General features: G+C 44.1%; 21 protein-coding genes. 5 read left to right on the top strand and 16 right to left on the bottom strand.

Going from position 1 to position 20,072, the window contains the following annotated elements; genetic code table 11:
- Positions 1–181 (bottom strand): transposase (locus tag A3842_RS30860; protein WP_143186419.1); only part of this gene is annotated, 181 nt, incomplete at its 3' end.
- A 333-nt stretch (positions 182–514) separates the two neighbouring features.
- The gene (locus tag A3842_RS30855) at positions 515–703 is read right to left on the bottom strand and encodes a hypothetical protein (protein ID WP_074103871.1); all 189 of its coding nucleotides are present in this window, start codon (positions 701–703) and stop codon (positions 515–517) included.
- Between the two features lie 253 nt (positions 704–956).
- Between A3842_RS30855 and A3842_RS30850 the strand changes: the two genes are divergently transcribed.
- Entirely contained in the window at positions 957–1,304 is a 348-nt protein-coding gene (locus A3842_RS30850) for a VOC family protein (protein ID WP_074103870.1), read from the top strand.
- 156 nt (positions 1,305–1,460) lie between these two features.
- Here A3842_RS30850 and ppsA read toward each other — a convergent pair whose 3' ends face one another.
- The 3 genes from ppsA to A3842_RS30835 form a co-directional block, all read right to left on the bottom strand.
- Complete coding sequence (ppsA, locus tag A3842_RS30845; RefSeq protein WP_074103869.1) at positions 1,461–4,070, bottom strand: phosphoenolpyruvate synthase; 2,610 nt, start codon at positions 4,068–4,070, stop codon at positions 1,461–1,463.
- A gap of 236 nt (positions 4,071–4,306) precedes the next feature.
- Positions 4,307–4,771: a phage tail protein gene (locus tag A3842_RS30840; RefSeq protein WP_074103868.1), complete on the bottom strand. Its 465-nt coding sequence runs from the start codon at positions 4,769–4,771 to the stop codon at positions 4,307–4,309.
- A 25-nt stretch (positions 4,772–4,796) separates the two neighbouring features.
- Entirely contained in the window at positions 4,797–5,276 is a 480-nt protein-coding gene (locus tag A3842_RS30835) for a GyrI-like domain-containing protein (RefSeq protein WP_074083358.1), read from the bottom strand.
- Between the two features lie 110 nt (positions 5,277–5,386).
- Here A3842_RS30835 and A3842_RS30830 point away from each other — a divergent pair, with 110 nt between their 5' ends.
- A complete protein-coding gene (locus tag A3842_RS30830; RefSeq protein WP_074103867.1) occupies positions 5,387–6,355 on the top strand; it encodes a helix-turn-helix transcriptional regulator in 969 nt (322 codons plus the stop codon).
- An 11-nt stretch (positions 6,356–6,366) separates the two neighbouring features.
- Here the strand turns inward: A3842_RS30830 and A3842_RS33835 are convergent, their stop codons facing one another.
- The 4 genes from A3842_RS33835 to A3842_RS30810 form a co-directional block, all read right to left on the bottom strand.
- Positions 6,367–6,789, bottom strand: a complete 423-nt coding sequence (locus A3842_RS33835) for a rhodanese-like domain-containing protein (RefSeq protein ID WP_074103866.1) — start codon at positions 6,787–6,789, stop codon at positions 6,367–6,369.
- A gap of 26 nt (positions 6,790–6,815) precedes the next feature.
- Positions 6,816–7,133, bottom strand: coding sequence for a rhodanese-like domain-containing protein (locus A3842_RS30820; protein ID WP_074103865.1), 318 nt, complete (start codon positions 7,131–7,133; stop codon positions 6,816–6,818).
- Between the two features lie 190 nt (positions 7,134–7,323).
- Complete coding sequence (locus tag A3842_RS30815; RefSeq protein WP_074103864.1) at positions 7,324–8,373, bottom strand: NAD(P)-dependent alcohol dehydrogenase; 1,050 nt, start codon at positions 8,371–8,373, stop codon at positions 7,324–7,326.
- Positions 8,370–9,527, bottom strand: coding sequence for an MFS transporter (locus A3842_RS30810; protein WP_074083353.1), 1,158 nt, complete (start codon positions 9,525–9,527; stop codon positions 8,370–8,372). Before A3842_RS30810 ends, A3842_RS30815 begins: the two co-directional genes overlap by 4 nt.
- Positions 9,528–9,745: 218 nt before the next feature.
- Here A3842_RS30810 and A3842_RS30805 point away from each other — a divergent pair, with 218 nt between their 5' ends.
- Both A3842_RS30805 and A3842_RS30800 read left to right on the top strand, forming a co-directional pair.
- Entirely contained in the window at positions 9,746–10,294 is a 549-nt protein-coding gene (locus A3842_RS30805) for a TetR/AcrR family transcriptional regulator (protein WP_074083352.1), read from the top strand.
- A gap of 133 nt (positions 10,295–10,427) precedes the next feature.
- Complete coding sequence (locus tag A3842_RS30800; protein ID WP_256701949.1) at positions 10,428–11,576, top strand: serine hydrolase domain-containing protein; 1,149 nt, start codon at positions 10,428–10,430, stop codon at positions 11,574–11,576.
- Positions 11,577–11,587: 11 nt separating this feature from the next.
- Here A3842_RS30800 and A3842_RS30795 read toward each other — a convergent pair whose 3' ends face one another.
- Both A3842_RS30795 and A3842_RS30790 read right to left on the bottom strand, forming a co-directional pair.
- On the bottom strand, positions 11,588–12,379 hold the full coding sequence (locus A3842_RS30795; RefSeq protein WP_178382445.1) for a glycerophosphodiester phosphodiesterase family protein: 792 nt from the start codon (positions 12,377–12,379) through the stop codon (positions 11,588–11,590).
- 300 nt (positions 12,380–12,679) lie between these two features.
- Complete coding sequence (locus A3842_RS30790) at positions 12,680–14,380, bottom strand: ABC transporter substrate-binding protein (protein ID WP_074103872.1); 1,701 nt, start codon at positions 14,378–14,380, stop codon at positions 12,680–12,682.
- Between the two features lie 143 nt (positions 14,381–14,523).
- On the opposite strand from A3842_RS30790, the gene A3842_RS30785 reads away from it, so the two are divergent.
- On the top strand, positions 14,524–15,417 hold the full coding sequence (locus tag A3842_RS30785; protein ID WP_074103861.1) for a helix-turn-helix domain-containing protein: 894 nt from the start codon (positions 14,524–14,526) through the stop codon (positions 15,415–15,417).
- A 47-nt stretch (positions 15,418–15,464) separates the two neighbouring features.
- On the opposite strand, the gene A3842_RS30780 is transcribed toward A3842_RS30785, so the two are convergent.
- From A3842_RS30780 to A3842_RS30765, 5 genes are all read right to left on the bottom strand, one after another.
- On the bottom strand, positions 15,465–16,976 hold the full coding sequence (locus tag A3842_RS30780) for a glycoside hydrolase family 43 protein (protein ID WP_074103860.1): 1,512 nt from the start codon (positions 16,974–16,976) through the stop codon (positions 15,465–15,467).
- 236 nt (positions 16,977–17,212) lie between these two features.
- Positions 17,213–17,341, bottom strand: a complete 129-nt coding sequence (locus A3842_RS33555) for a DUF6254 family protein (RefSeq protein ID WP_244169897.1) — start codon at positions 17,339–17,341, stop codon at positions 17,213–17,215.
- 74 nt (positions 17,342–17,415) lie between these two features.
- The gene (locus A3842_RS30775) at positions 17,416–18,396 is read right to left on the bottom strand and encodes an aldo/keto reductase (protein WP_074103859.1); all 981 of its coding nucleotides are present in this window, start codon (positions 18,394–18,396) and stop codon (positions 17,416–17,418) included.
- A gap of 19 nt (positions 18,397–18,415) precedes the next feature.
- On the bottom strand, positions 18,416–18,811 hold the full coding sequence (locus tag A3842_RS30770; RefSeq protein WP_074084400.1) for a cupin domain-containing protein: 396 nt from the start codon (positions 18,809–18,811) through the stop codon (positions 18,416–18,418).
- Positions 18,812–19,005: 194 nt separating this feature from the next.
- On the bottom strand, positions 19,006–19,914 hold the full coding sequence (locus A3842_RS30765) for an ArsR/SmtB family transcription factor (protein WP_074103858.1): 909 nt from the start codon (positions 19,912–19,914) through the stop codon (positions 19,006–19,008).
- Positions 19,915–20,072: the final 158 nt, after the last annotated feature.

Raw genomic sequence — 20,072 nt, 5'->3', positions numbered from 1 at the left:
CTTTGGTGAGCATTTTAGGATGATAGCTGTCGCGGCCGCCGCCGGGATAAGCAGCGTCAAAGATGGAGTCGTCCAGCCGATTGACGGCTGCGTTAACGACACGAACGAGGTGATTTTCTGGAATGTCTTCTTCCAGATCCATTGGCAAGCAAAGTTGGTCCATGGTATATTGAATGTACAAAGAAATCGCTCCTTTTTTGAAATGGTTGCTCGACACTTCCATTTTACCAAAGGGCGATTTCTTTTTGTGATTTTTGAAAGAATTGTAGGAACGTTCCCCCGCTTAAACAGCGGAGAGGGCGGACTGATTGCGGAAAAGCGGTAGCGGTCGCCTTGCTCTCCGGATTTTTACCGCTACGGGAAATAAATAAAATCTGGAGAGCACAGCGATTGTAGCAACGGTCCGTTCGCGGAGCGTCCGCACCAAGTGCGCAAGTCCATCCAACTCAAAAACAGCGGGGCTGTCTCAAGTAGCCATTTCATGGCTTTTGAGACGGCCCCTTCATTTTAATCCTTAATTTTGTCTGTTCTCCACAGATTTCATACGGTTTTGATCGTCAGGCAGCCGGTCTTTACTGTTTTCCTGACCTGCTTCTACTTCACCGTGGCCGGAGACAGCCCGGGCAAAATTTGTGAACTGTCTTTTTTCCTCGTCCTGCTCGTGCTTAAGCCTAAGAAGCTCCTGCGGATCCTGAGTTGTCATAATGTTTAACCTCCTAAGAAATCGAATCAATGTGTTGATTCGCACTACAGAAGTTTTCCATTATAACGCGGAGCTTATGCAAGAAATTCAAAATCCAGCCTCTTAGCCCTATCCTCCTGTGTGTTTTCCTTTAGATTCCATTTCATCAGAAAATAAAATATATTTTTAGGGCATTAAAAAAGGAGGAAGAATATCGATCTCGAATATCAAATCGGACAACTAAAAATTTGATGACAGACAGGAGCTGGATACAATGATAAAAGGTTTCGGAGGAATATTTTGGAGAACCAAGAATCTTGAAGTTGTGAAAAAATGGTACAGTGAAGTGTTGAAGATTGAAATAGACAATTGGAATGGGACTGTGATTAAACCCCAATCAGGAAATGAGACGATCTTTTCTTTCTTTACTGAGAATGACAGTTATTTTCCAACCGAACAACAAGTGATGTTGAATTTCCAAGTACACGATCTAAATGAGACTATGCAACATCTTGAACAGATTGGTGTACCTCTTGCCAAGAATATAGAGATTAGTGAATTTGGAAAGTTTGTTTGGATTGAAGATCCTGAAGGCCGGCTGATCGAGCTTTGGGAGAAATAATTACTTCTTATCTCAATGTTCATAGTGAGAGTGCTAATCTCCATGCGGCCATACAGGGAAGTAACGTTTTTTAATACTGATGAGGTGTATGGCCGCTTTCTGCAATTCTAAGCGAATACTCCATGGTGTGGAGAAAACCTGAAGATGAACTACTGCCTACAGTATTTCGATATACCCTTCTGTTCCATTCACCCGAATTCTCTGTCCGTCTTTGATCAGTTTGGTAACATTCTCCACCCCGACAACTGCCGGCAAGCCATATTCACGCGCGACAACGGCTCCATGAGTCATGAGTCCGCCAACTTCGGTGACTAGACCTTTTATAGATACAAATAGTGGTGTCCAGCCAGGGTCAGTAAAGGTGGTAACTAATATATCTCCATCATCCAGATTGGCATTTTCCATGTTTAAAATGACACGCGCTCTTCCTTCTATCACTCCAGTAGATACGGGTAAACCTACAATTGCATTAGCAGGTATATTTTCCCGTTTATACTCACCGGAGATTGCTTCACCATCCGACGTAATGACACGTGGGGGAGTTAGTTTCTCATAAAATGAGTACTCTTCTTTTCGTTGGCTGATGATCTTGTAATCCAGCTTATTTGTACGCACGACTTCATGAAGTTCTTCAAAAGTGAGATAGTACATATCTTCTTTGTCATGGATAACCCCAGCTTGAACGAGTTGTTCAGCTTCTTTGAGTAAAGCCTGCTTATAAATGAAGTAGCGGCTTACCATGCCGTATTTTGGATACTCCCGGTAGCCGATGAAATTCCGGATGATGTCGATCATTCGTTTTGCCTCTTTGGCTTTTTGTTCACCGTCCGGTAATTGCTTCAATCGATCTATTAACTCTTGTTCTTTGTTCAATGCTTCCTGGCGCCCTTGCTCAAATTTCAGATGGCCGGCGTTAGGCTCAAAGTTCCTGATGTGATTCAGGATCAACGGGATAAGGGCAGTGGGTTTCTCGCTCCAACGCGTTCTGGTAATATCGATTTCTCCGACACAGCGCATTCCATATTTATCGAGATAAGCATGAATAGCGTCTTGGGTTTCCTGTCCGCCCTCAAGCTTTACCAGTTCATCCAGAAAATCATCTTCTTTTGCATGCTGCAAATAATCAATCACTTCTGGATAAGGACGAATCACATCCGCAACATCCATTAGTGCCAGCCCCATTTCCGAAGTAATATTGCTCTGTACAGATTGGGAAAGTGTATCTGCTGCGTTTTTTTCGCCTAACCACTCGTTCATGTTTTCATTGATCCATGATGTAGCATTTATAGCAGCCATAAACACAGCCGTACTTTGCGGGTCAAATAAGATCTTCTTTAATTGCTGGATATCTTCCAAAATAAAGTCAATTAAATTGGAGCCTGATTTCGTATGGATATTTTGTTTAAGCTCTTCTATCGATGTTTGATTTCGTTTAATCAAATCAGGAACGATTGCCGGATCGATTTCAGTTTGTGGCTGAAGACCAGCAGACGGCATCCCTTTATTGTTTTTACTGGGGCTCAATTCCTTATTATCTGCGGGGAGCAGTTTAATGAAATCCCGTTCTATTATGGTCATGAGTGCACCTTTAATCAGCGGATCGGATCCAAGGTTATTTAATAAAGTGGCCCTGCCGGCAGGAGAAGACAGATGCTGTGTGATATCCACGTATAATCTTCCGCCAGCTTTATACCTGGGCCCAAAAGAGGTTAACTGGAATAATGACATTCCCAGTGGTTTTAAGGGATCCGTCATCATTTGTTGATGGCCTACAGATACATAAACGTGATTGTTTTGATCGTTCGTTTCAGGAATCGGGTATAAAGTAGTAATTGGCCGGCTCTGGACAATATAAAATGTATTCTCGGCCAAACACCATTCGATGTCCTGGGGGCAGCCAAAGTAACCTTCAATCTGCCTTCCGATGCGTGCCAGCTGTAAAATTTGTTGTTCAGTAAGTGTTTGATCTTTTTGCCGTTTAGGATCAATCTGCCGGGTTTCTGTTCCGCCTTCTTTTAAACCATAGATAGCCAACTTCTTGGTTGCGATTCTCTTCTCAACGATTTTCTCTTCCTGTACTTTATAACCATCGGCAGATACCAAGCCCGAGACCAGTGCTTCTCCAAACCCAAAGACCGCATCGATGGATAGCAGCTTCCGGTTAGAAGTAATCGGATCTGCGGTAAATAATACCCCTGAGGCTTCCGGGTATACCATTCTTTGCACGATAACGGATAAATAAACTTGACTGTGGTCAAATCCATTTTGCATCCGGTAGATTACCGCCCGCTCCGTAAATAGGGAAGCCCAACATTTGCTGATATGCTGCAGGATTACATCAACGCCGATGATATTTAAATAGGTGTCTTGTTGTCCAGCAAAAGACGCATGCGGTAAATCCTCAGCAGTCGCACTGGAACGTACCGCATAAGCCTGCTCCTCTCCAAACCGGGAAAGATAGTACGTAACTGCATTCACGACATCCGAAGGAATTTCTGCTTCTTCGATGATTTGTCGAAGCTTCCGGCTGACATTACTAATTTGAGCCCGGTCTTCAACATTTAGCATGGTTAGTATACCCAACAAAGAATGATACATTTCGTTTTGTTCGATGGCTCTTTGATATCCCACTGTTGTAACACAGAATCCTTCAGGTACCTGTATTCCAGGCAGTTTCGATAACTTTCCTAAATGGAGCCCTTTTCCCCCAACAAGTAGAAGCTGGGTATCATCCACTTCCTGAAAGCCGATAACTAATGAACTCATTCAAGATCTCCCCTAACCATTAAATTGAGAAAAAAATTTGACAAGAGTTTGACTGCATGGTATATTAATAATATAAGATACCTTTACTATGCTAATACATATTAAATTTGATGCAAACCGATTATATCATCGCGTCTGCTTAGATGCAATATTAAAGAACCTGATGAAGTCATCAGGTTCTTTTTTTGATATGTGGCCTAAGGAATCCTGCCAAGGCTTGCCTGTATTCGTTACTTCTAATATTCTCCTTTAATTACAAAAAACGAACCACGGATTGTTCCCGCCAGTTTAGACTTCTGTCTGGCAAACTTAAACTTCCCTTCTAACTCCTGTGGTATCTCCATCCCCTCAGATAGCTTAAAGCCTACAGCCCGCTTCTTGGAGTCATCCACCGTATACATCACGTTGAGCGCAAGACCATCCTCATAAAAGACGTAGGTAAACCGGATATTTTCCACTTGAAAACGTGATGTTTCTAAAGGCTTGGCCGCAAAAACAATATCTCGTTCTTCCTTCAAAATCCGGTTCACATAATCAAGAGCATCCTGGCTCTCACTGGCTGGCACAACCTCAAATTCATGTTTGTATTTGTTCATGAAGTAACGGGCTTCATTAGCGCGTAAGCCTGCAAGTGTATCAACTACAGGTGAAGACTCCAAGCCAATCGTAGACACATTTGTAAAATCAACGGTGTAGGACATTTCCAGCACTCCTCTTATGTTCAGATTATTTCCTTACCACAGGGATCCACATTTCACCAATAACTAAGCCGCCCCGCTGCCCCATCTCCACCGTTGTATTAGGTCCCCCGACATAGGCGAAATCCTTGGCTTCCGGCAAGGCTTGACCAAAGGCAAGGCCGGCAAGCTTATTATTTAATTCATCAGCCGTCTCCGCTTCTCCTCTAACAACCAGGTATTTCCCTTTAGGAAATTGGATAACCCTAGCTTCTTCTGGTGCAGTTGCCTCGGTCATAACACCGGCATAATGCATCATTTTGTTATTCACCGCTTCGTTCACGGCAAAAATATAGTCATTGGTGGCTATGCCTTTTAGATAATCAAGCCTTCCGTCTTGGCTGACGGCCTGCCAAAAGTCAGACTTTTCTTTGTTAATGCCAGCATAATCTGTGTAATCACTCTTGAGCTCAGTTCCTAAGCCTATCACGGTAAAGCTGTCTTTTTCTTCAAGGGAATAATCTGCCATAGTCAAAACCATCCTTTTTTGTGGATTCATCAAATGAGTTGTCTTCTTCACTTGATAAATATATGATAGCCTTAAATCATGTCAAAAAATGATACTGTTTAGGAGTCCCCATGAAAAAAGTTGAACGGATCAATATCATCATGAGGTATATCAACAACCGCGCCCATTTTACTATTTCTGAAATCATGCAGGAATTTAACATCTCCCGTTCGACGGCTATTAGAGATATCAGAGAAATTGAGGCCATGGGAATGCCGCTTGTCGCAGAAGTTGGAAGGGATGGGGGGTATTCTGTCATGCGCAACTCTGTTCTTCCTGTTGTCCGCTTTACCGATGATGAGGTCAAAGCGCTTTTTATTGCCTTTATGGCCACAAGAAACGGGCAACTCCCTTATCTAAAAAGTCGTCAGTCTTTATCCGAAAAACTACTGGGCCTCATATCAGAAAACCAGCAAGATGATCTTTTTCTTTTGAATCAAACCTTATTTTTTGAAGGGACCAACCCTAATAATCCTGACTTGCTTGATCTTTCCGATCTCCCCCATCCCATGCTGGAAAAACTAATCCAAATCCTCCTTTTGGATAGTTATTTATTGATTACCATCGAGGAAGAGAAAGTCATTACGTCCTACCCCATTTATCTCATGCACCTTTATCGTGAAAAAAACCTTTGGCTGATTGAAGGCTTTGACTTAAAAGAAGAAAAGAAGCGAATTTTCCCTGTCGACTATCTCACCAATATTATCCCCTATCCGGAGAAAAATAGATTAAGCAAGAAAAAGATTTTTGAAAAACTTAGTAAACAGGAAGAAGAAATCAACCTTGTCCTTGAACTTGGTCCAAAAGCGATTGCCCAGTTCAAAAAATACCATCCATTTAAAATTTCAATTTCATATACGAATCCTTACCAGACCACAGCCATTCTAAAGACTTTTATCCATGTGAAAAAGCCTGGAGAATTGACCGAAATGACAAATTGGATACTTTTCCTGGGTAGTGACGTTAAGGTTAGAGAAGTACCGGAAGAAGTGTTAGCAGATCTGCAAGGGAGATTATCTTTCTATTCCGCCCGCATTTAATCACAGCTATGTTAATGATTGAATCTGTGTCCACAATGACTCCCTCTGTTTGCGCGTATTTTTTGAAAACACGCTCTTGTAGGCCAAACATCGCCTTGTATTGTATATAGATTACGGAATCCGTGCTTACGGAGGATTCTTGCTGCTTTATTGCTGTGATACCCTGTTTTGGACAGAATGATTACACCATCATCCGGGGATAGATCGTGGTGCCATACAAAAGGAAGGCGCCCTAAAGATATATTTATTGAGCCGGAAATATGTTCTTCCAAATAATCCGAAGCATCTCTGACATCAAGCATTTTCAAATTTAACCGTTCTTTTACTTGCACCCAATCTCGAGCATTAATATAGGAAAGTGAACGCACGGGCCATATCTGGCGTAAGAACCATAAGACCACTGCTCCAGTCAAAAAGTATATAAGTGTTATCATATTGACCTGTCCTTTCAGTAGCGGCTTTAGTCACGCACCAATTCATCTGTCCAGGCATTAAGCCCACCCGTCATGTTCACAACATTATACCCCTTCTCATTCAGCAACTCACAAGCCAGGCCGCTCCGGTTCCCGCTTCGACAGATGACAATCGTTTCTTGTGACTGATCAAGCTCATGTCGCCGTTCTAACAGCAATCCAAGTGGAATATGTTTAGCACCGGCGATGTGTCCCTCCCTCCATTCTCCAGGTTCGCGGACATCCAGCATATTTAGGGACTCCCCATTCTTGAGCTGCGCTGCTACCTTCTGGGGGGTGATTTCTTTTGAAATCTTGAATGCCATGTTAATCTCTCCTTTTAATATTTACGAATTACATATACCCTTAGGGGTATTATAACATTTAAAATTCTGAACACAATAACTTCTCTGTAAGAATTAGTTATAAAGAAAGAATCTGCTATTTCCGTAGCAGATTCTTTCTTTATAACCTTATATTAAAATAATGGCCGCAGCGCTAAGTCCACTTTCGTGATTATTCATTCTCCATCGTGCTGATGTCGATTACAAACCGGTAGCGGACATCGGAAGCCAGGACGCGTTCCCAAGCCTCATCGATTTGATTGGCGGAAATTATCTCAATTTCAGGAGCAATGTGGTGTTCCGCGCAAAAATCAAGCATTTCCTGTGTTTCGCGGATACCACCAATCATGGAACCGGCAAACGACCGGCGCTGACCGATAAGTGAGAATACGTTAACTGGTAATGGCTCCGCTGGAGCACCAACATTGACAAGAGTACCATCCAACGCCAATAACGAAAGATAGGAACTAATATCAATCTTTGCACTCACAGTATTCACAATAAGGTCGAACGAGCCAGCCAAATCAGCAAATGTTCCCGGATCGCTCGTGGCGTAATAATGTTGCGCGCCAAGCTTCAGACCGTCGTCCTTCTTCTTTAACGATTGGGATAAAACAGTAACTTCTGCCCCCATGGCATGAGCGATCTTTACAGCCATGTGTCCAAGCCCTCCAAGTCCAACTACAGCTACCTTTTTGCCTGGCCCTGCTCCCCAATGACGCAGTGGTGAGTACGTCGTGATACCCGCACACAACAACGGAGCTGCAGCATCCAGCTCAATACCGTCGGGAATTCGAACCACGAAATCTTCCGTTACGACAATATGAGTGGAATAACCCCCCTGTGTAAATTGCCCGTACCTGTCTATAGCCCCGTAAGTACCTGTCATTCCGCCCTGGCAATACTGCTCCTCCCCTTTATGGCAGTTATCACATTCTCTGCAGGAATCAACCATACAGCCAACCCCGACACGGTCACCAATCGCATATTTTTTAACTTCTGAACCTATCTGTGTGACAATCCCGGCGATCTCGTGCCCAGGAACAAGAGGATACTCAACCGGCCCCCACTCGCCACGAGCTGTATGGATATCAGAATGGCAGATACCTGCGAACTTAATCTCAATCAGGACATCATGCGGCTCTAGATCCCTGCGCTCTATCGTGATCAGTTTGAATGGTCCTTCTGGACTGAATGTAGCACGTGCATTAACCTTATTCATAAATACCCTCCTGCAAAGTAGTTTCTAAGTGAAATGGCTACAACACTCAATATCAAGGACAGGATTCCCACCCATACGACATATTGTGTACCCATACTAGATATAAACAATCCACCTACAGCTGCACCAGCTGTTGTTCCTAGATTGGCAGATGTTAAGAACAATCCATTCGCAAAGTCAGGGGCTTCCGGAGCTGCAGAACTAATCCAATATTGATTGAAGTTCCCCCCGATTCCTGCCAATACCCCCCATATTGCAGTGAGAACAGCCATTGGTACACTGAACTGACCGACCAGGAACAAAATAATATAAACGGTTCCTAAAGCAAAGGGGAAAGTTATGACTGATTTGTTCGCATTTTTTGCAAGTAATCTCCCTGCTGCAACGTTCCCGATAATATTGGCCCCGCCGAATAGAATTAACATTATGCTGATTGAATTTGCAGACATATTTGTAACCGTCTTAAGATATTCAGCAAGATAGCTATACACACCAAATACGGCTGAGTTCAATAAAATAACAGCTATAATAGAAAACCAAACTATTGATTTCTTTAATACTCTGATTTGAGATCCGTAAGTAAGTCTTTCTTGAACAGGTAAAGATGGTACCAATAGTAGTGTTGCGATAAATACAATAGCATTAATAAGTGCAAAGAACGCCAGTGCCATTTCAATGGAAGCGGAGTTAGCAATGAAACTCACGATGGGTACACCAGCTACCATACCTGCAGATACACCAATAAAAACTTTAGAAACAGCTTTTGGGGCATCTTTGATGTCAACAGAGCCTGCAGCTACTGTAAATGCCAATGAACAATATATCGGATGAAAAAAAGCTGGAATTACTCTGGCAACCCATGCAATGGTGAAGTTAGTTGTAAATATGGATACGATGTTCCCAAGCAGAAAAACGCCAAGCACAAGCAGCATGACCAGCTTCCGATTGATCCCTGAAAATAATAACGGCATTGTTGGACCAGAAACAGCAACGGCCAGGGCAAAAAAACTCACCAGCCACCCTGCCTTGGATACACTCACACCAAAGTGGGCAGCAAGAGAAGGCAATATCCCTATAACCCCCATCTCGGTATTTATGATACCGAATACACCTAAGGTTAATATGAAAACCAGCATTTTATTCGGTTTAGCCAAAAAAACACTCCTAGCTTAAGTTATTTCGTTGTGTCAGTCATGATCTCCTCCCCCTTTCATTTTTCCGCATAACCAAAATAGTTTGTTTAATCAACTCATGTCCATTATTATATAAGTAAAAAGTCTATGTTCAATGATCAAAAAGACGTTATTTGTTGATTTATAAACAAATCTATCAAAACTATTCATGATCTAAGAAAGATTGGTGATCATTTACGATGGGAAAAGTGGATCGCAGAATTCTCAAAACCCAAGAATCTTTAAAAAATGCTGTTATTGAACTCATGATGGAAAAGAATTTTGATGATATTACCATTCAGGAGCTGGCAGACCGGGCAAATGTCAACCGCGGCACTATTTATCTTCATTATCAGGACAAATTTGATTTGCTGGATCAGCTCATAGAAATACACATTAATGAATTAGGGGAGATGGACGCCTGGGCATGTGAGTTGAATTGGGTGGATGCTCTTGTACCTTATTTTGAATATTTCGAGAAAAACTATTTGTTCTTTTCAACGATGCTTGCAAGTAAAGGAACACCATCCTCTTTTAGGACGCGGCTTCTTGCTTCTTTTATGAAAGGATTCCAAGGTGAGATTGACAGGGAAAGCGATAGGAACGCAGGATTAAGTGATGAAGTAATGCTGCAATATGCAGGGACAGCGTACGTTGGAGTCATCGAATGGTGGATTAGGAATGGGATGCCGTATCCGCCGCATGAGATGGCGAAGCAAGTCGGGGCCCTTTTAGAGAGAAGCCTATAATCCATGTACTATACAATCTGCCCAAAAGCGTTTAATATTCACTTTAGCCAGTGATAAAGTTAGTTTTGATTAAGGGAACTTATCAGGAGAGGGAGTCTTAAGAAATATGCTGGAGTCAAACATAACCAACCTATTGAAAAAAACGCTGAGGGCAAGTATCGATAACAAGGAAATCGCCGGCGCGAACTTTATGGTAATCAAGGACGGCAACGAAGTCTTTTATCATGAAGATGGCTTGGCCGACCTCGAAACGGGACGCCGTATTTCAAGAAATTCGATTTTCCGTCTATACTCGATGACAAAACCGGTTACTGCCACAGCCGTTATGATGCTCCTGGAACGTGGCGAAATCGATTTGTTCGATCCTGTAAGCCGGTATATTCCGGGTTTCAAAAATCAACGGGTTGAGAAAAACGGCGAACGGGTACCCGTCAGCCGGGATGTCACCATTCACGACTTGCTGAATATGACATCAGGACTGGTATACGGCGGAACCGACACAGCCGGACAGCAGACAGATATATTGTTCCAGGAACTGGACAGCCGCTTACATAGTGACAATCCAATGAGCACAATGGAATTCGCAAACCGCCTGGGTCAAGGCCCCCTGTCGTTCGAGCCGGGAGCTTACTGGCAATACGGAACGTCGGCAGACGTCCTTGGTGCTATTGTAGAATCGGTTAGCGGCATGCGGTACGGGCAATTTTTGAAAAAAGAAATATTGGAGCCGCTGGAAATGAACGATACCGGTTTCTGGCTGTCTGAAGAAAAAAGAAACCGTCTTGCGAAAGTCTATCAGGATGACGGTGAAGGCGGCTTGAAGGTGTACACGGACAGCCATCTGGGCATCAACCACCATATGGACTGTGAACCGGTATTTGAGTCGGGCGGTGCCGGACTTGTCTCTACGATTGACGATGCCGCAAAATTTACAACGATGCTTATGAAACAAGGGAGCTATAATGGCGTTCAATTGCTTAAGCCTAGAACCGTTCAATATATGACCTCGGCTAGTTTAACGGATGGTCAGCAAAAAGGCTTCGATACTTGGCATTCATTGCAGGGGCACAGCTACGGCAACCAGATGCGCGTCATGACCGACACCGGAAAAGCCGGATTTATCGGCGGCAAAGGCGAATACGGCTGGGATGGTTGGCTGGGGGCATATTTCAGCAACAGTCCTCAAGATGGTCTGACCGTACTGTTTATGGTCCAGAAAAAAGATGCCGGTACGATGGCGATTACGCGTAAGCTGCACAATATCGTCTTCAGCAGCTTGTAAGGGCCATCGCTTTACCACTGGGCATTCTTTCGGTTCGTTTCAATGACTTCAAGAAAACGGTCAGGGAAATTGGTATACACCCCGTCCACACCCCATAGATAGGCTTTATTCATGTTGAGCTGGTAATTCACCGTATACGGCATCACTTTGAGTCCGGCCCTCTTCAACTGCGCCACATAAGCCGAAGTGATTCCCTGAAAGTTGGGGCTAATTCCAACAGCGTAGGATTTCACATCCTTCAGAAAAGCTGCTGAGACTCTCACCTGGGAATAATCATTCCAAACGAGTTGATAGAGCGGAATTTCCGGATTTATTGTATGAAATTTACGTAAACTGGCTCTACTGAATGAATGAATGGACACCACATTCTTCAAATCATATTTCATAATATATTCGTTTAATAAGGATTCAATATTAGTCTCATTAGTTGAGTCCTTGATTTCAAGGATATAGCTGATATTTTTCCCGAAAGTGTCGAATACCTCATCAAGTGTGGGAATGGGTGTCGCTGCATATTTCTCTCTGGCAAACATCGGATAAGCCTCATTGAACCATGAACCTGCGTCCAGGCGTCTAATCTGTGCTAAAGTCATGTTTCTTACATACCCTTTGCCATTTGTTGTGCGATTGACGGTCTCATCATGAATCACGACAGGAATATGATCTTTGGTTAAGTGAATGTCGAGTTCAATATAATCCGACTGCATTTCAAGCGCCAGCTCAAAGGAAGGCATTGTGTTCTCAGGAGCATATCCGGAAGCGCCGCGATGGGCAATTATAGATACTTTATCCGGAGGATCCATAATTCCTTTAACTTTAACCCGAATGGACGGGGAGCACGCGTATAGTGCCACAAACAAGGAAATAAACAATAAAACATGTATTCCGATAAAATAAGCTTTATGCCTAAAAATTTTCATCATTCCGTTGTCCTCATTTTCCTATAACCTTTAATAACGTAAATATTATCTTAACAGTTCAAATGCTTGAAATCCACTTATTAACTTATTCAAAGCTTCAGAACACTCTGGAGGTTTGAAGATATACAGACATAAAGACCCTCACCTCAATACAGGTAAGGGTCTTGCATATGCTTACTTGTGTTATTTAATATCCTTGCCGGTAAAAAGTGAAACTCTTGCTTTCACCAGCTCGGTATATTCCTTCTCCATTTTCTCTGCTCCAACTTTGTTCAATTCGTCGAGGAATGCATCATATATTTTGTCAAAGTCTGCTGGGCTAGAGAGAATGGCTTCCGGAATGCGCTTGTGGACAATATCTTGGGTCTTCTGGTAAATGACCTGATAATCTCCATCCGTCGGAACCTGCATGTTATACAGTGCCCCCCATTCTTTGACAGGGAACTCATCCTCGGCCGGGAACAGATCCTTCCACGTTGTCGCTTTATATGCCGCTAATGCTTCCTTCTCAGCATCCGAGTAACTCGCGATGATTTGTTCCGGGAAGTTCATAGTATAGTAATTGCCTGTTGAGTCCTTTACACCGTCTCCATAACGGACTCCGAAAATTGTATATAGATCGATGCCTGTATGTTTCCCGAAATTGGCTGAATCATTCACCTTCTGATTGCGGATCTCATCCGGGATCACACGTACTCCATTCTCAATATTGTACTGTTTGCCTTCCACCCCCCAATTTCGCAGTACCTGACCTTCATCAGAGGATAACCAGTCTATGAATTTAATGGCGCGAACCGGGTCTTTGCAGGCTGTAGTAATGCTGATACCATAACCGTCAACTCCGATGGCCTGGAGGGTGTTATCTTTGTACTGCTCGCCCATAGTCACCGGAAAATGACCATACGAATATTCATCTTTACCTGCTGATTTCAGAGCATTTTCAGCGTCTCCATACTCCCATTCTACAGAAGTGAGACCGAGTACTCGCCCGCTGGAGATTTTTGATTTATACTGATCATCCTTTTCTACAAAAGAATCCTTATCCAGTAGTCCTTCGTTATACATATGATTCAGCCAGCGGAAGTAGTCTTTTTCTTCCGGACGTTTGTAGTGCAGCATGGTTTGATAGGTTTCCGGAACCACATAGTATTCACCGTCACCTGCACCACCCGTAGTCGCCGCAGCTTGATTGGTTACGGTAATCATACTCTTCCAGCCATCCGCATTGAGCAATAACGGAATCGTCGGCTGCCCATCGGTTGTCGGATGTTTAGCCACATATTCTTTGAGGGCGCTTTCAAATTGCTGAACGGTTTTAATCTCCGGATATCCTAATTCTTTGAGTACACGAAGCTGAACTTCAAAACCGCCCGTAACGTCAAAATACTGCTGGTCAACACCTGTGTTGGTGGGTATCGAATAGATGGCCTGGTTTTCGTTGCTGTATTTCATACGGTTCATATCTTTGCTCATGACCTTTTTAATATGTGGAGCGTATTTGTCGATAAGATCCGTCAAATCGATAATCGCTCCTGCATCCACCAGTTTGCCAAGCTCACCTTTGGCGTAGATGATATCTGGAAAATCCCCGCTGGCAGCCATTAAAGAGATCCTGTCCCCTCCGCCATTGCCCACATCAAATTCGGCATTAAGGGTTACTCCGGTTTTTGCGGTGATTTCTTTCCCCACATCATCTTGCATTTTATTCCAGTTCGGATTTGCATCCGCTCCAAAAAATGAAAATGTTATCGGACTGGTATCACTACCGGTGCTGTCATTTGCGGTATTCGCAGAATTGTTTTTCGAGCTGCTGCAGCCTGCTGATAGAAGGAGTGCACTTGCTAAAAGTGCTATTCCGCAGGTCTTGGGCAATTTTTGAATCATGGTCATCATTTCCCCCTTTTGGTGTGTTAAGAGTGACTGTTTTCGTCTTTATTTTAACTTTTGGTCCTAGTGAAAACCTTGATAATCAAGTCACGAAATAGCATAATATAGACATGAACAACAATGGATTGGGTGGTATTATTTTGAGCAATGTATATTTAAACTGGTTTACGACCGACGAACAGTTTCCATTTTTCATTCAGTATGGAGGACATGAAGAAGAAATGTCCCTCCATAAACATGTCGATTTCTCTGAGCTGGTCATCGTATTAAATGGTCATGCTACACATATCGTCAACAATGAAGAATCATTTATCAAGAAAGGGAATGTATTTGTCCTGAACGGCGGGACCCATCATGCCTATATGGCCCCGCACGAATTCAAGATTTGCAACATCATGTACAAGCCGGATATGTTGAAGTCTGCCGGACCGGATTTACGGTCCTTGGATGGTTATCAGGCGCTTTTCATTTTGGAACCGTTCTACCGCAGCATTAATCCGTACAAAAGCAAACTGAACATGTCGATAGCCAGCCTTGAACATGTCACAGCTCTAGTTTCGGTTATGATTATAGAATATGAAACGAAGCAACAAGGGTATCAGACCATGCTCGCTTCCAGGTTCATGGAGCTTGTTGTATATCTGTCCAGGCAATATGACCACCAGGAGAACGGCGTAGCCAACAGTCTGATGCATCTGGCCAGTGCAATTTCTTACATCGAGGACCACTACCTGGAACAAGTGACTCTGGAGGAGATTGCGTCCAAATCTGACATATCTGTCAGACATTTAAACCGGATTTTCCAGTCGTATTACCGGACGACACCGATTGCTTATCTTCACCGGCTGCGTTTGGAACGTGCCTGCACACTGCTTAAGCAGACAAACCGTTCCATAACGGATATTTCTTACGAGTGTGGTTTTAATGACAGCAATTACCTCACACGCCAATTCAAAAAAAGCTTCGGCATGACCCCGAAAGCATTTCGTAAAATGCAAGAACCACAAGTGCGGCCTGTATTCTCTGAAAACTAAGGCCTGTTCAGACAGAAAGAGCTGATCTGTACATCGAACCATGTATCCTATTGGAATGGCTCATAATCGAACCAGTCAAATGATGCAGGAGCGGGGTTCTGCGCTTCAGAGATTGCATACATGGCAGCCATTACTCCCACAAACCCGCCGGCGACTTCAGTTGAGAGAAGATGCGTTTCTCCCCATCCCATTTCTATTTCTCCCGTTTGTGAAGATCGGAATGAAGCCACAAATTTCTCAGGCAGCGCTTGAAACTGGAGCTCAATCGCTCCTTCGGGACAATCACGTAGCTCTACCATCTGCATGGAGCCGACTGTCCGCCGGAAGATCAGCTTCCTGCGGCCCTGAATGAATTTTATAGCCAGATCGTAATGATGCTCTTCATCCATATACATTGTTAATCCCGCTTCTTCCCCGTCATGCTGTGGTTCGAACTCCAGCTTAGCCACAGCCCTGCAGGAAAAGTGACACAGACGACGTCCTACAAAAGCAGGAGTCCCAACCTCATCTAAGGATGCCGCTTGTCCATAGAGGACAAGATAACCTTTGCGTTCCGTCAATGACCAGCTCCCCCCAGCAGGGTTGCGCAAAAAAGTCCACATCATATCCAGCTTTTCATCATCGAAGTCATCTCTGGGCGGCTTATCCGGCCACAACACTTGAGGAAGCTTCGGAGCATCCATGACTGGTTCAATATGCGTATTATTACCTACCACGGGCCATCCATCAGATGTCCAATTGACAGGTGCCAGGAACACCTCTCTTCCCAGATGATGTCCCATAGGGTAAGACACCGTTCTTATCCCCAAGCACACAGCCCACCAAGTTCCGTCATGAGCTTCAATTAAATCCGCATGCCCCGTTGCATGTATGCCGTTTCCCATGCTTCGATTCGTAAGAATTGGATTATGGGGGCAGGGTTCAAAGGGTCCAAAGGGTTGATTACTTCTTGCAATCGTTTCCATGTGTCCGTATTCGGTTCCCCCTTCGGCGATCATCAGATAATATAGTCCGTTGATTTTATATAAATGCGGACCTTCGGGATGAGCCCCCCCCGTACCTTTCCAAATCAAGCGGCTTTCTGACCGTCTGCCTCCGGTCTCCAGATCCATCTCGCATTGATAGATGCCGTCGCCTTCAACACCAGTCGTTGGAGACTGTAAATATACACGGCCGTCGTCATCAAACAATAGAGAGGGATCGATGCCCTTCTGGGCAACCTGTATGGGCTCCGACCAGGGTCCTTCGGGATTGTGTGCCTTGACAAAGAAACTACCGCCTCCGCTAACATTGGTGGTCACCATATAAAACCAGCCGTCGTGGTACCGGAGGGTTGGTGCGTAGATTCCGCCTGAACTCCATGCGCCTGTTAGTGGAAGCTGTTGCTCTGTAGTGAGGCAATGACCGATCTGCCGCCAATGAACCAGATCCTTACTATGAAAGATAGGGACGCCTGGAAAATATTCAAACGAACTTGTGGCTAAGTAATAATCTTCGCCCACACGGCAAATACTGGGGTCAGGATGAAAGCCCGGTATTACGGGATTGGTGTACTGCATACATCCGCACTCCTGTCTATTTTTTATACAGATTCAAGCTCTCTGTTCACTCCACATTGTAGTACACTTTCATTTAGCCAAACCTTCATTTTCAAGTCATAGGAATAGCATGATCTAGTCATTGCACTTGATAAAAGTACAAAAAAAGAAATCGCCCTGGAGCGATTTCTTTTCAGTCCCGAAATGACTTAATGAAAAAAGACCGCCAGCGCACTCTCCTGGCAGTCTTTCTTCCCTTACAAAGTAGTATGCTTCTCTTCATATTCGCTGGACAAAACCTTAAGCGATTTGATTTTACCATGGGGATGCTGTTCTTGCTTTCGTGACTTCCAGGCAGCTTCTTTCCTTCTCATCTGGTGAGCCATACAAGAATCCTCCTCGGGAAACTGAGATGTATACTACATCCTTATGATGTCGTTCCCAGGCTGCGTTCATTCATTTACTGCGCTCCAACTATTGGATGCGGAATATAAAGTTCTTCAAGGAATGAAACTTCTTCCGTGGATAATTTCACCGACAGAGCACCTGCTGCATCTTCGAGTTGCGATAGCTTCGTCGCGCCGATAATAGGAGCAGCTACAGATTCTTTCTGCAGCAGCCAGGCTAGAGCAATATGAATGCGGGGTACACCGTGTTTTTCTGCAAGTGACGCCACACGTTCAATGATCAGACGGTCTGCAGCTGCACTCGAATCGTATTTGGCTTTTTGAATGAGATCGGTTTCGGATCTATGGGTGCTTTCCGACCAATCGCGGATCAGTCTTCCTGATGCCAGTGGACTATAAGGTGTCACAGCAATTTTGTAGTCCTTGCAGAGCGGCATCATCTCCCTTTCCTCTTCCCGGTAAATGAGATTAAGGTGATTTTGCATGGATACAAAACGAGTCCAGCCATTATTCTCCGCTACATGTAACGCCTTTTGAAATTGCCATGCGAACATGGCAGAAGCGCCGATATATCTGGCCTTCCCGGACTTCACTACATCGTGCATGGCTTCCATAGTTTCTTCGATTGGCGTATGGTAATCCCAGCGGTGAATGATGTAGAGATCTACATAATCAGTCCCTAGCCGCTTCAAGCTTTTGTCGATTTCGCTCATAATAGCCTTACGGGACAGCCCCGAACCATTTGGACCTTGATGCATGCGTCCCCAGACCTTTGTGGCGAGAACAATTTCATCCCGGTTCGCATAATCCTTTAGAGCCCGTCCAATAATCTCCTCACTGGTTCCATTCGCATAGACATTCGCTGTATCAAAAAAGTTAATCCCGAGCTCAAGAGCTCTTTTTATGATAGGGCGGCTGTTATCCTCATCAAGTACCCATTGATGCCATCCTGGCAGTACACTTCCAAAGCTCATACACCCCAGACAAATCCGCGATACGTCCATTCCTGTATGGCCAAATTTGATATATTCCACAGGTCCAACCTCCTCTTTCCTACAATTCATCAAACCATGCATCATCGACGGCTTCGAACCAATCCGTGGTTCCTGGGGTCATAGCCAGGTGCACAAACCAGCTGTCCTTTGTCGCACCATGCCAATGCTTCACGTTAGGCGGAATATTGACCACATCACCAGTTGTGAGTGAACGGGCGGGTTTGCCTTCTTCCTGATACCAGCCATTGCCGCCTGTAACTAACAGAACCTGTCCAACCTGATGAGCATGCCAGTTATTGCGGGCTCCTGGAGCAAAGGTTACATTGCCGATCACGGTATTCAGAGGCGCTGGATCTGTAAACACCATTTGCAGATAAGCGTCACCTGTAAAATATGCTTGTACCTTCTCTCCTAACGGGAAAATGGTACTATTGCTGAGTTGTTCATTTTTCATTATTATGTCCTTCTTTCTGTTCATAGATGAAATCATGTTCAGCCTCATTTTTATGATGAATGGATACTTTAATGTGTACACGTCTATTATAAAGATATTAAAGACCTTGCCTATTGTTAATACCCTGCGATTTGTTCATTAATGAACGGAATGGTAGAAATTGATCATTATAAAATAATATACACACCTGTCTATCACTCGCTAAGGTATGCACGAATTACAATATCTTGATCATGATTGCCGAAACCGGCCCCATAGAGCGTCAATCCGCCTACATTTACAGAATCCTCTTCAACCGCGAAACGAAGGGTCCAGAATTGTTCCTTTAGCTTGATATCATCAACAGTTACGTCCGACATCCACTCTCCATCTATAAACGTACCTGAAGCGTCAATGCGGATCGTCTTCAATAGTCCGTATTGATTCACATTTCGATGCCACCATTTCGGTGTATATATTCCCCTAGCAGCTCTTCCGAAGTCTGCCGGGCTTGTCCATATTCCAAGTGCGACACCGTTAAACGTGAACCGGATGTCCGAAGGCCAATAATCTCGCAGGCCCGGCGCTTCCGAAGCCATTTCCACTGAAATCTCGATAGCCTCTGGCGTTTGATCAGGAAGCAGATAGTTAGGTGTTTTATACTCTACGTAGCCCCTTCCGAACCACAAAATGGCAGCATGAACCCGCTCGGGGTCGAGAAAATAGCGCGGATCGTCCCAAACACCGATTTCTTTCTCGTGCGTGCCAAGTCCGCAAGTAGGATGAACTTCAAATGCGGTATAATGACCGACTGAAATGGTTTGTTCTCTGCTCTTCGTAGCCCGGCTGGCGAAAGGCAGTTCGATCTCAATGTTTTTTTGTGTGAGGAAGCATATTTTGTGCGTCCCTCCGTTTATACGGACCCTGCGGCTCCCGATTAATCCGGCTTGCTCGAGTTTCCTTATGTGCATGGTAACGATGGAGGGGCTAAGTTCAAGCATAGCCGCAATATCTTTTACATTCATTTCGTTATCGGCAATCAAGCCCATAATCCGCCACCGCACTTCGCTTGCCAGCGCTTCATATAGCGCCATGAATTTCGGTTCCCCGTTCGCTTTTAACATGAACAATCTCCTGACGTTACATATTGAAATCATATATATATTAATTTAATAAATTTACTACCAACCTTCAACCCTCCTCCATTGAAAGTTTATATCGAATGGTGTTTAATTTTCTTAGCAGCAAGGCAAGCTGAATTCTTACATATATGAATTTATAA

The sequence above is a fragment of the Paenibacillus sp. P3E genome (assembly GCF_001909045.1).
GTDB classification, from domain to species: Bacteria; Bacillota; Bacilli; order Paenibacillales; family Paenibacillaceae; genus Paenibacillus_AQ; species Paenibacillus_AQ helianthi.
This window is presented reverse-complemented; position numbering and strand designations above follow the sequence as displayed.

Bases quoted from the DNA above. Each gene is read 5' to 3' on its own strand.
- A3842_RS33555 (WP_244169897.1), bottom strand. From the start codon at position 17,341: ATGGCTCACCAGATGAGAAGGAAAGAAGCTGCCTGGAAGTCACGAAAG.
- A3842_RS30855 (WP_074103871.1), bottom strand. From the start codon at position 703: ATGACAACTCAGGATCCGCAGGAGCTTCTTAGGCTTAAGCACGAGCAG.
- A3842_RS30835 (WP_074083358.1), bottom strand. From the start codon at position 5,276: ATGGCAGATTATTCCCTTGAAGAAAAAGACAGCTTTACCGTGATAGGC.
- A3842_RS30790 (WP_074103872.1), bottom strand. From the start codon at position 14,380: ATGATTCAAAAATTGCCCAAGACCTGCGGAATAGCACTTTTAGCAAGT.
- A3842_RS33835 (WP_074103866.1), bottom strand. From the start codon at position 6,789: ATGATAACACTTATATACTTTTTGACTGGAGCAGTGGTCTTATGGTTC.
- A3842_RS30795 (WP_178382445.1), bottom strand. From the start codon at position 12,379: ATGGATCCTCCGGATAAAGTATCTATAATTGCCCATCGCGGCGCTTCC.
- A3842_RS30830 (WP_074103867.1), top strand. From the start codon at position 5,387: ATGAAAAAAGTTGAACGGATCAATATCATCATGAGGTATATCAACAAC.
- A3842_RS30805 (WP_074083352.1), top strand. From the start codon at position 9,746: ATGGGAAAAGTGGATCGCAGAATTCTCAAAACCCAAGAATCTTTAAAA.
- A3842_RS30850 (WP_074103870.1), top strand. From the start codon at position 957: ATGATAAAAGGTTTCGGAGGAATATTTTGGAGAACCAAGAATCTTGAA.
- A3842_RS30840 (WP_074103868.1), bottom strand. From the start codon at position 4,771: ATGTCCTACACCGTTGATTTTACAAATGTGTCTACGATTGGCTTGGAG.
- A3842_RS30770 (WP_074084400.1), bottom strand. From the start codon at position 18,811: ATGAAAAATGAACAACTCAGCAATAGTACCATTTTCCCGTTAGGAGAG.
- A3842_RS30765 (WP_074103858.1), bottom strand. From the start codon at position 19,914: ATGTTAAAAGCGAACGGGGAACCGAAATTCATGGCGCTATATGAAGCG.
- A3842_RS30815 (WP_074103864.1), bottom strand. From the start codon at position 8,373: ATGAATAAGGTTAATGCACGTGCTACATTCAGTCCAGAAGGACCATTC.
- A3842_RS30820 (WP_074103865.1), bottom strand. From the start codon at position 7,133: ATGGCATTCAAGATTTCAAAAGAAATCACCCCCCAGAAGGTAGCAGCG.
- ppsA (WP_074103869.1), bottom strand. From the start codon at position 4,070: ATGAGTTCATTAGTTATCGGCTTTCAGGAAGTGGATGATACCCAGCTT.
- A3842_RS30780 (WP_074103860.1), bottom strand. From the start codon at position 16,976: ATGCAGTACACCAATCCCGTAATACCGGGCTTTCATCCTGACCCCAGT.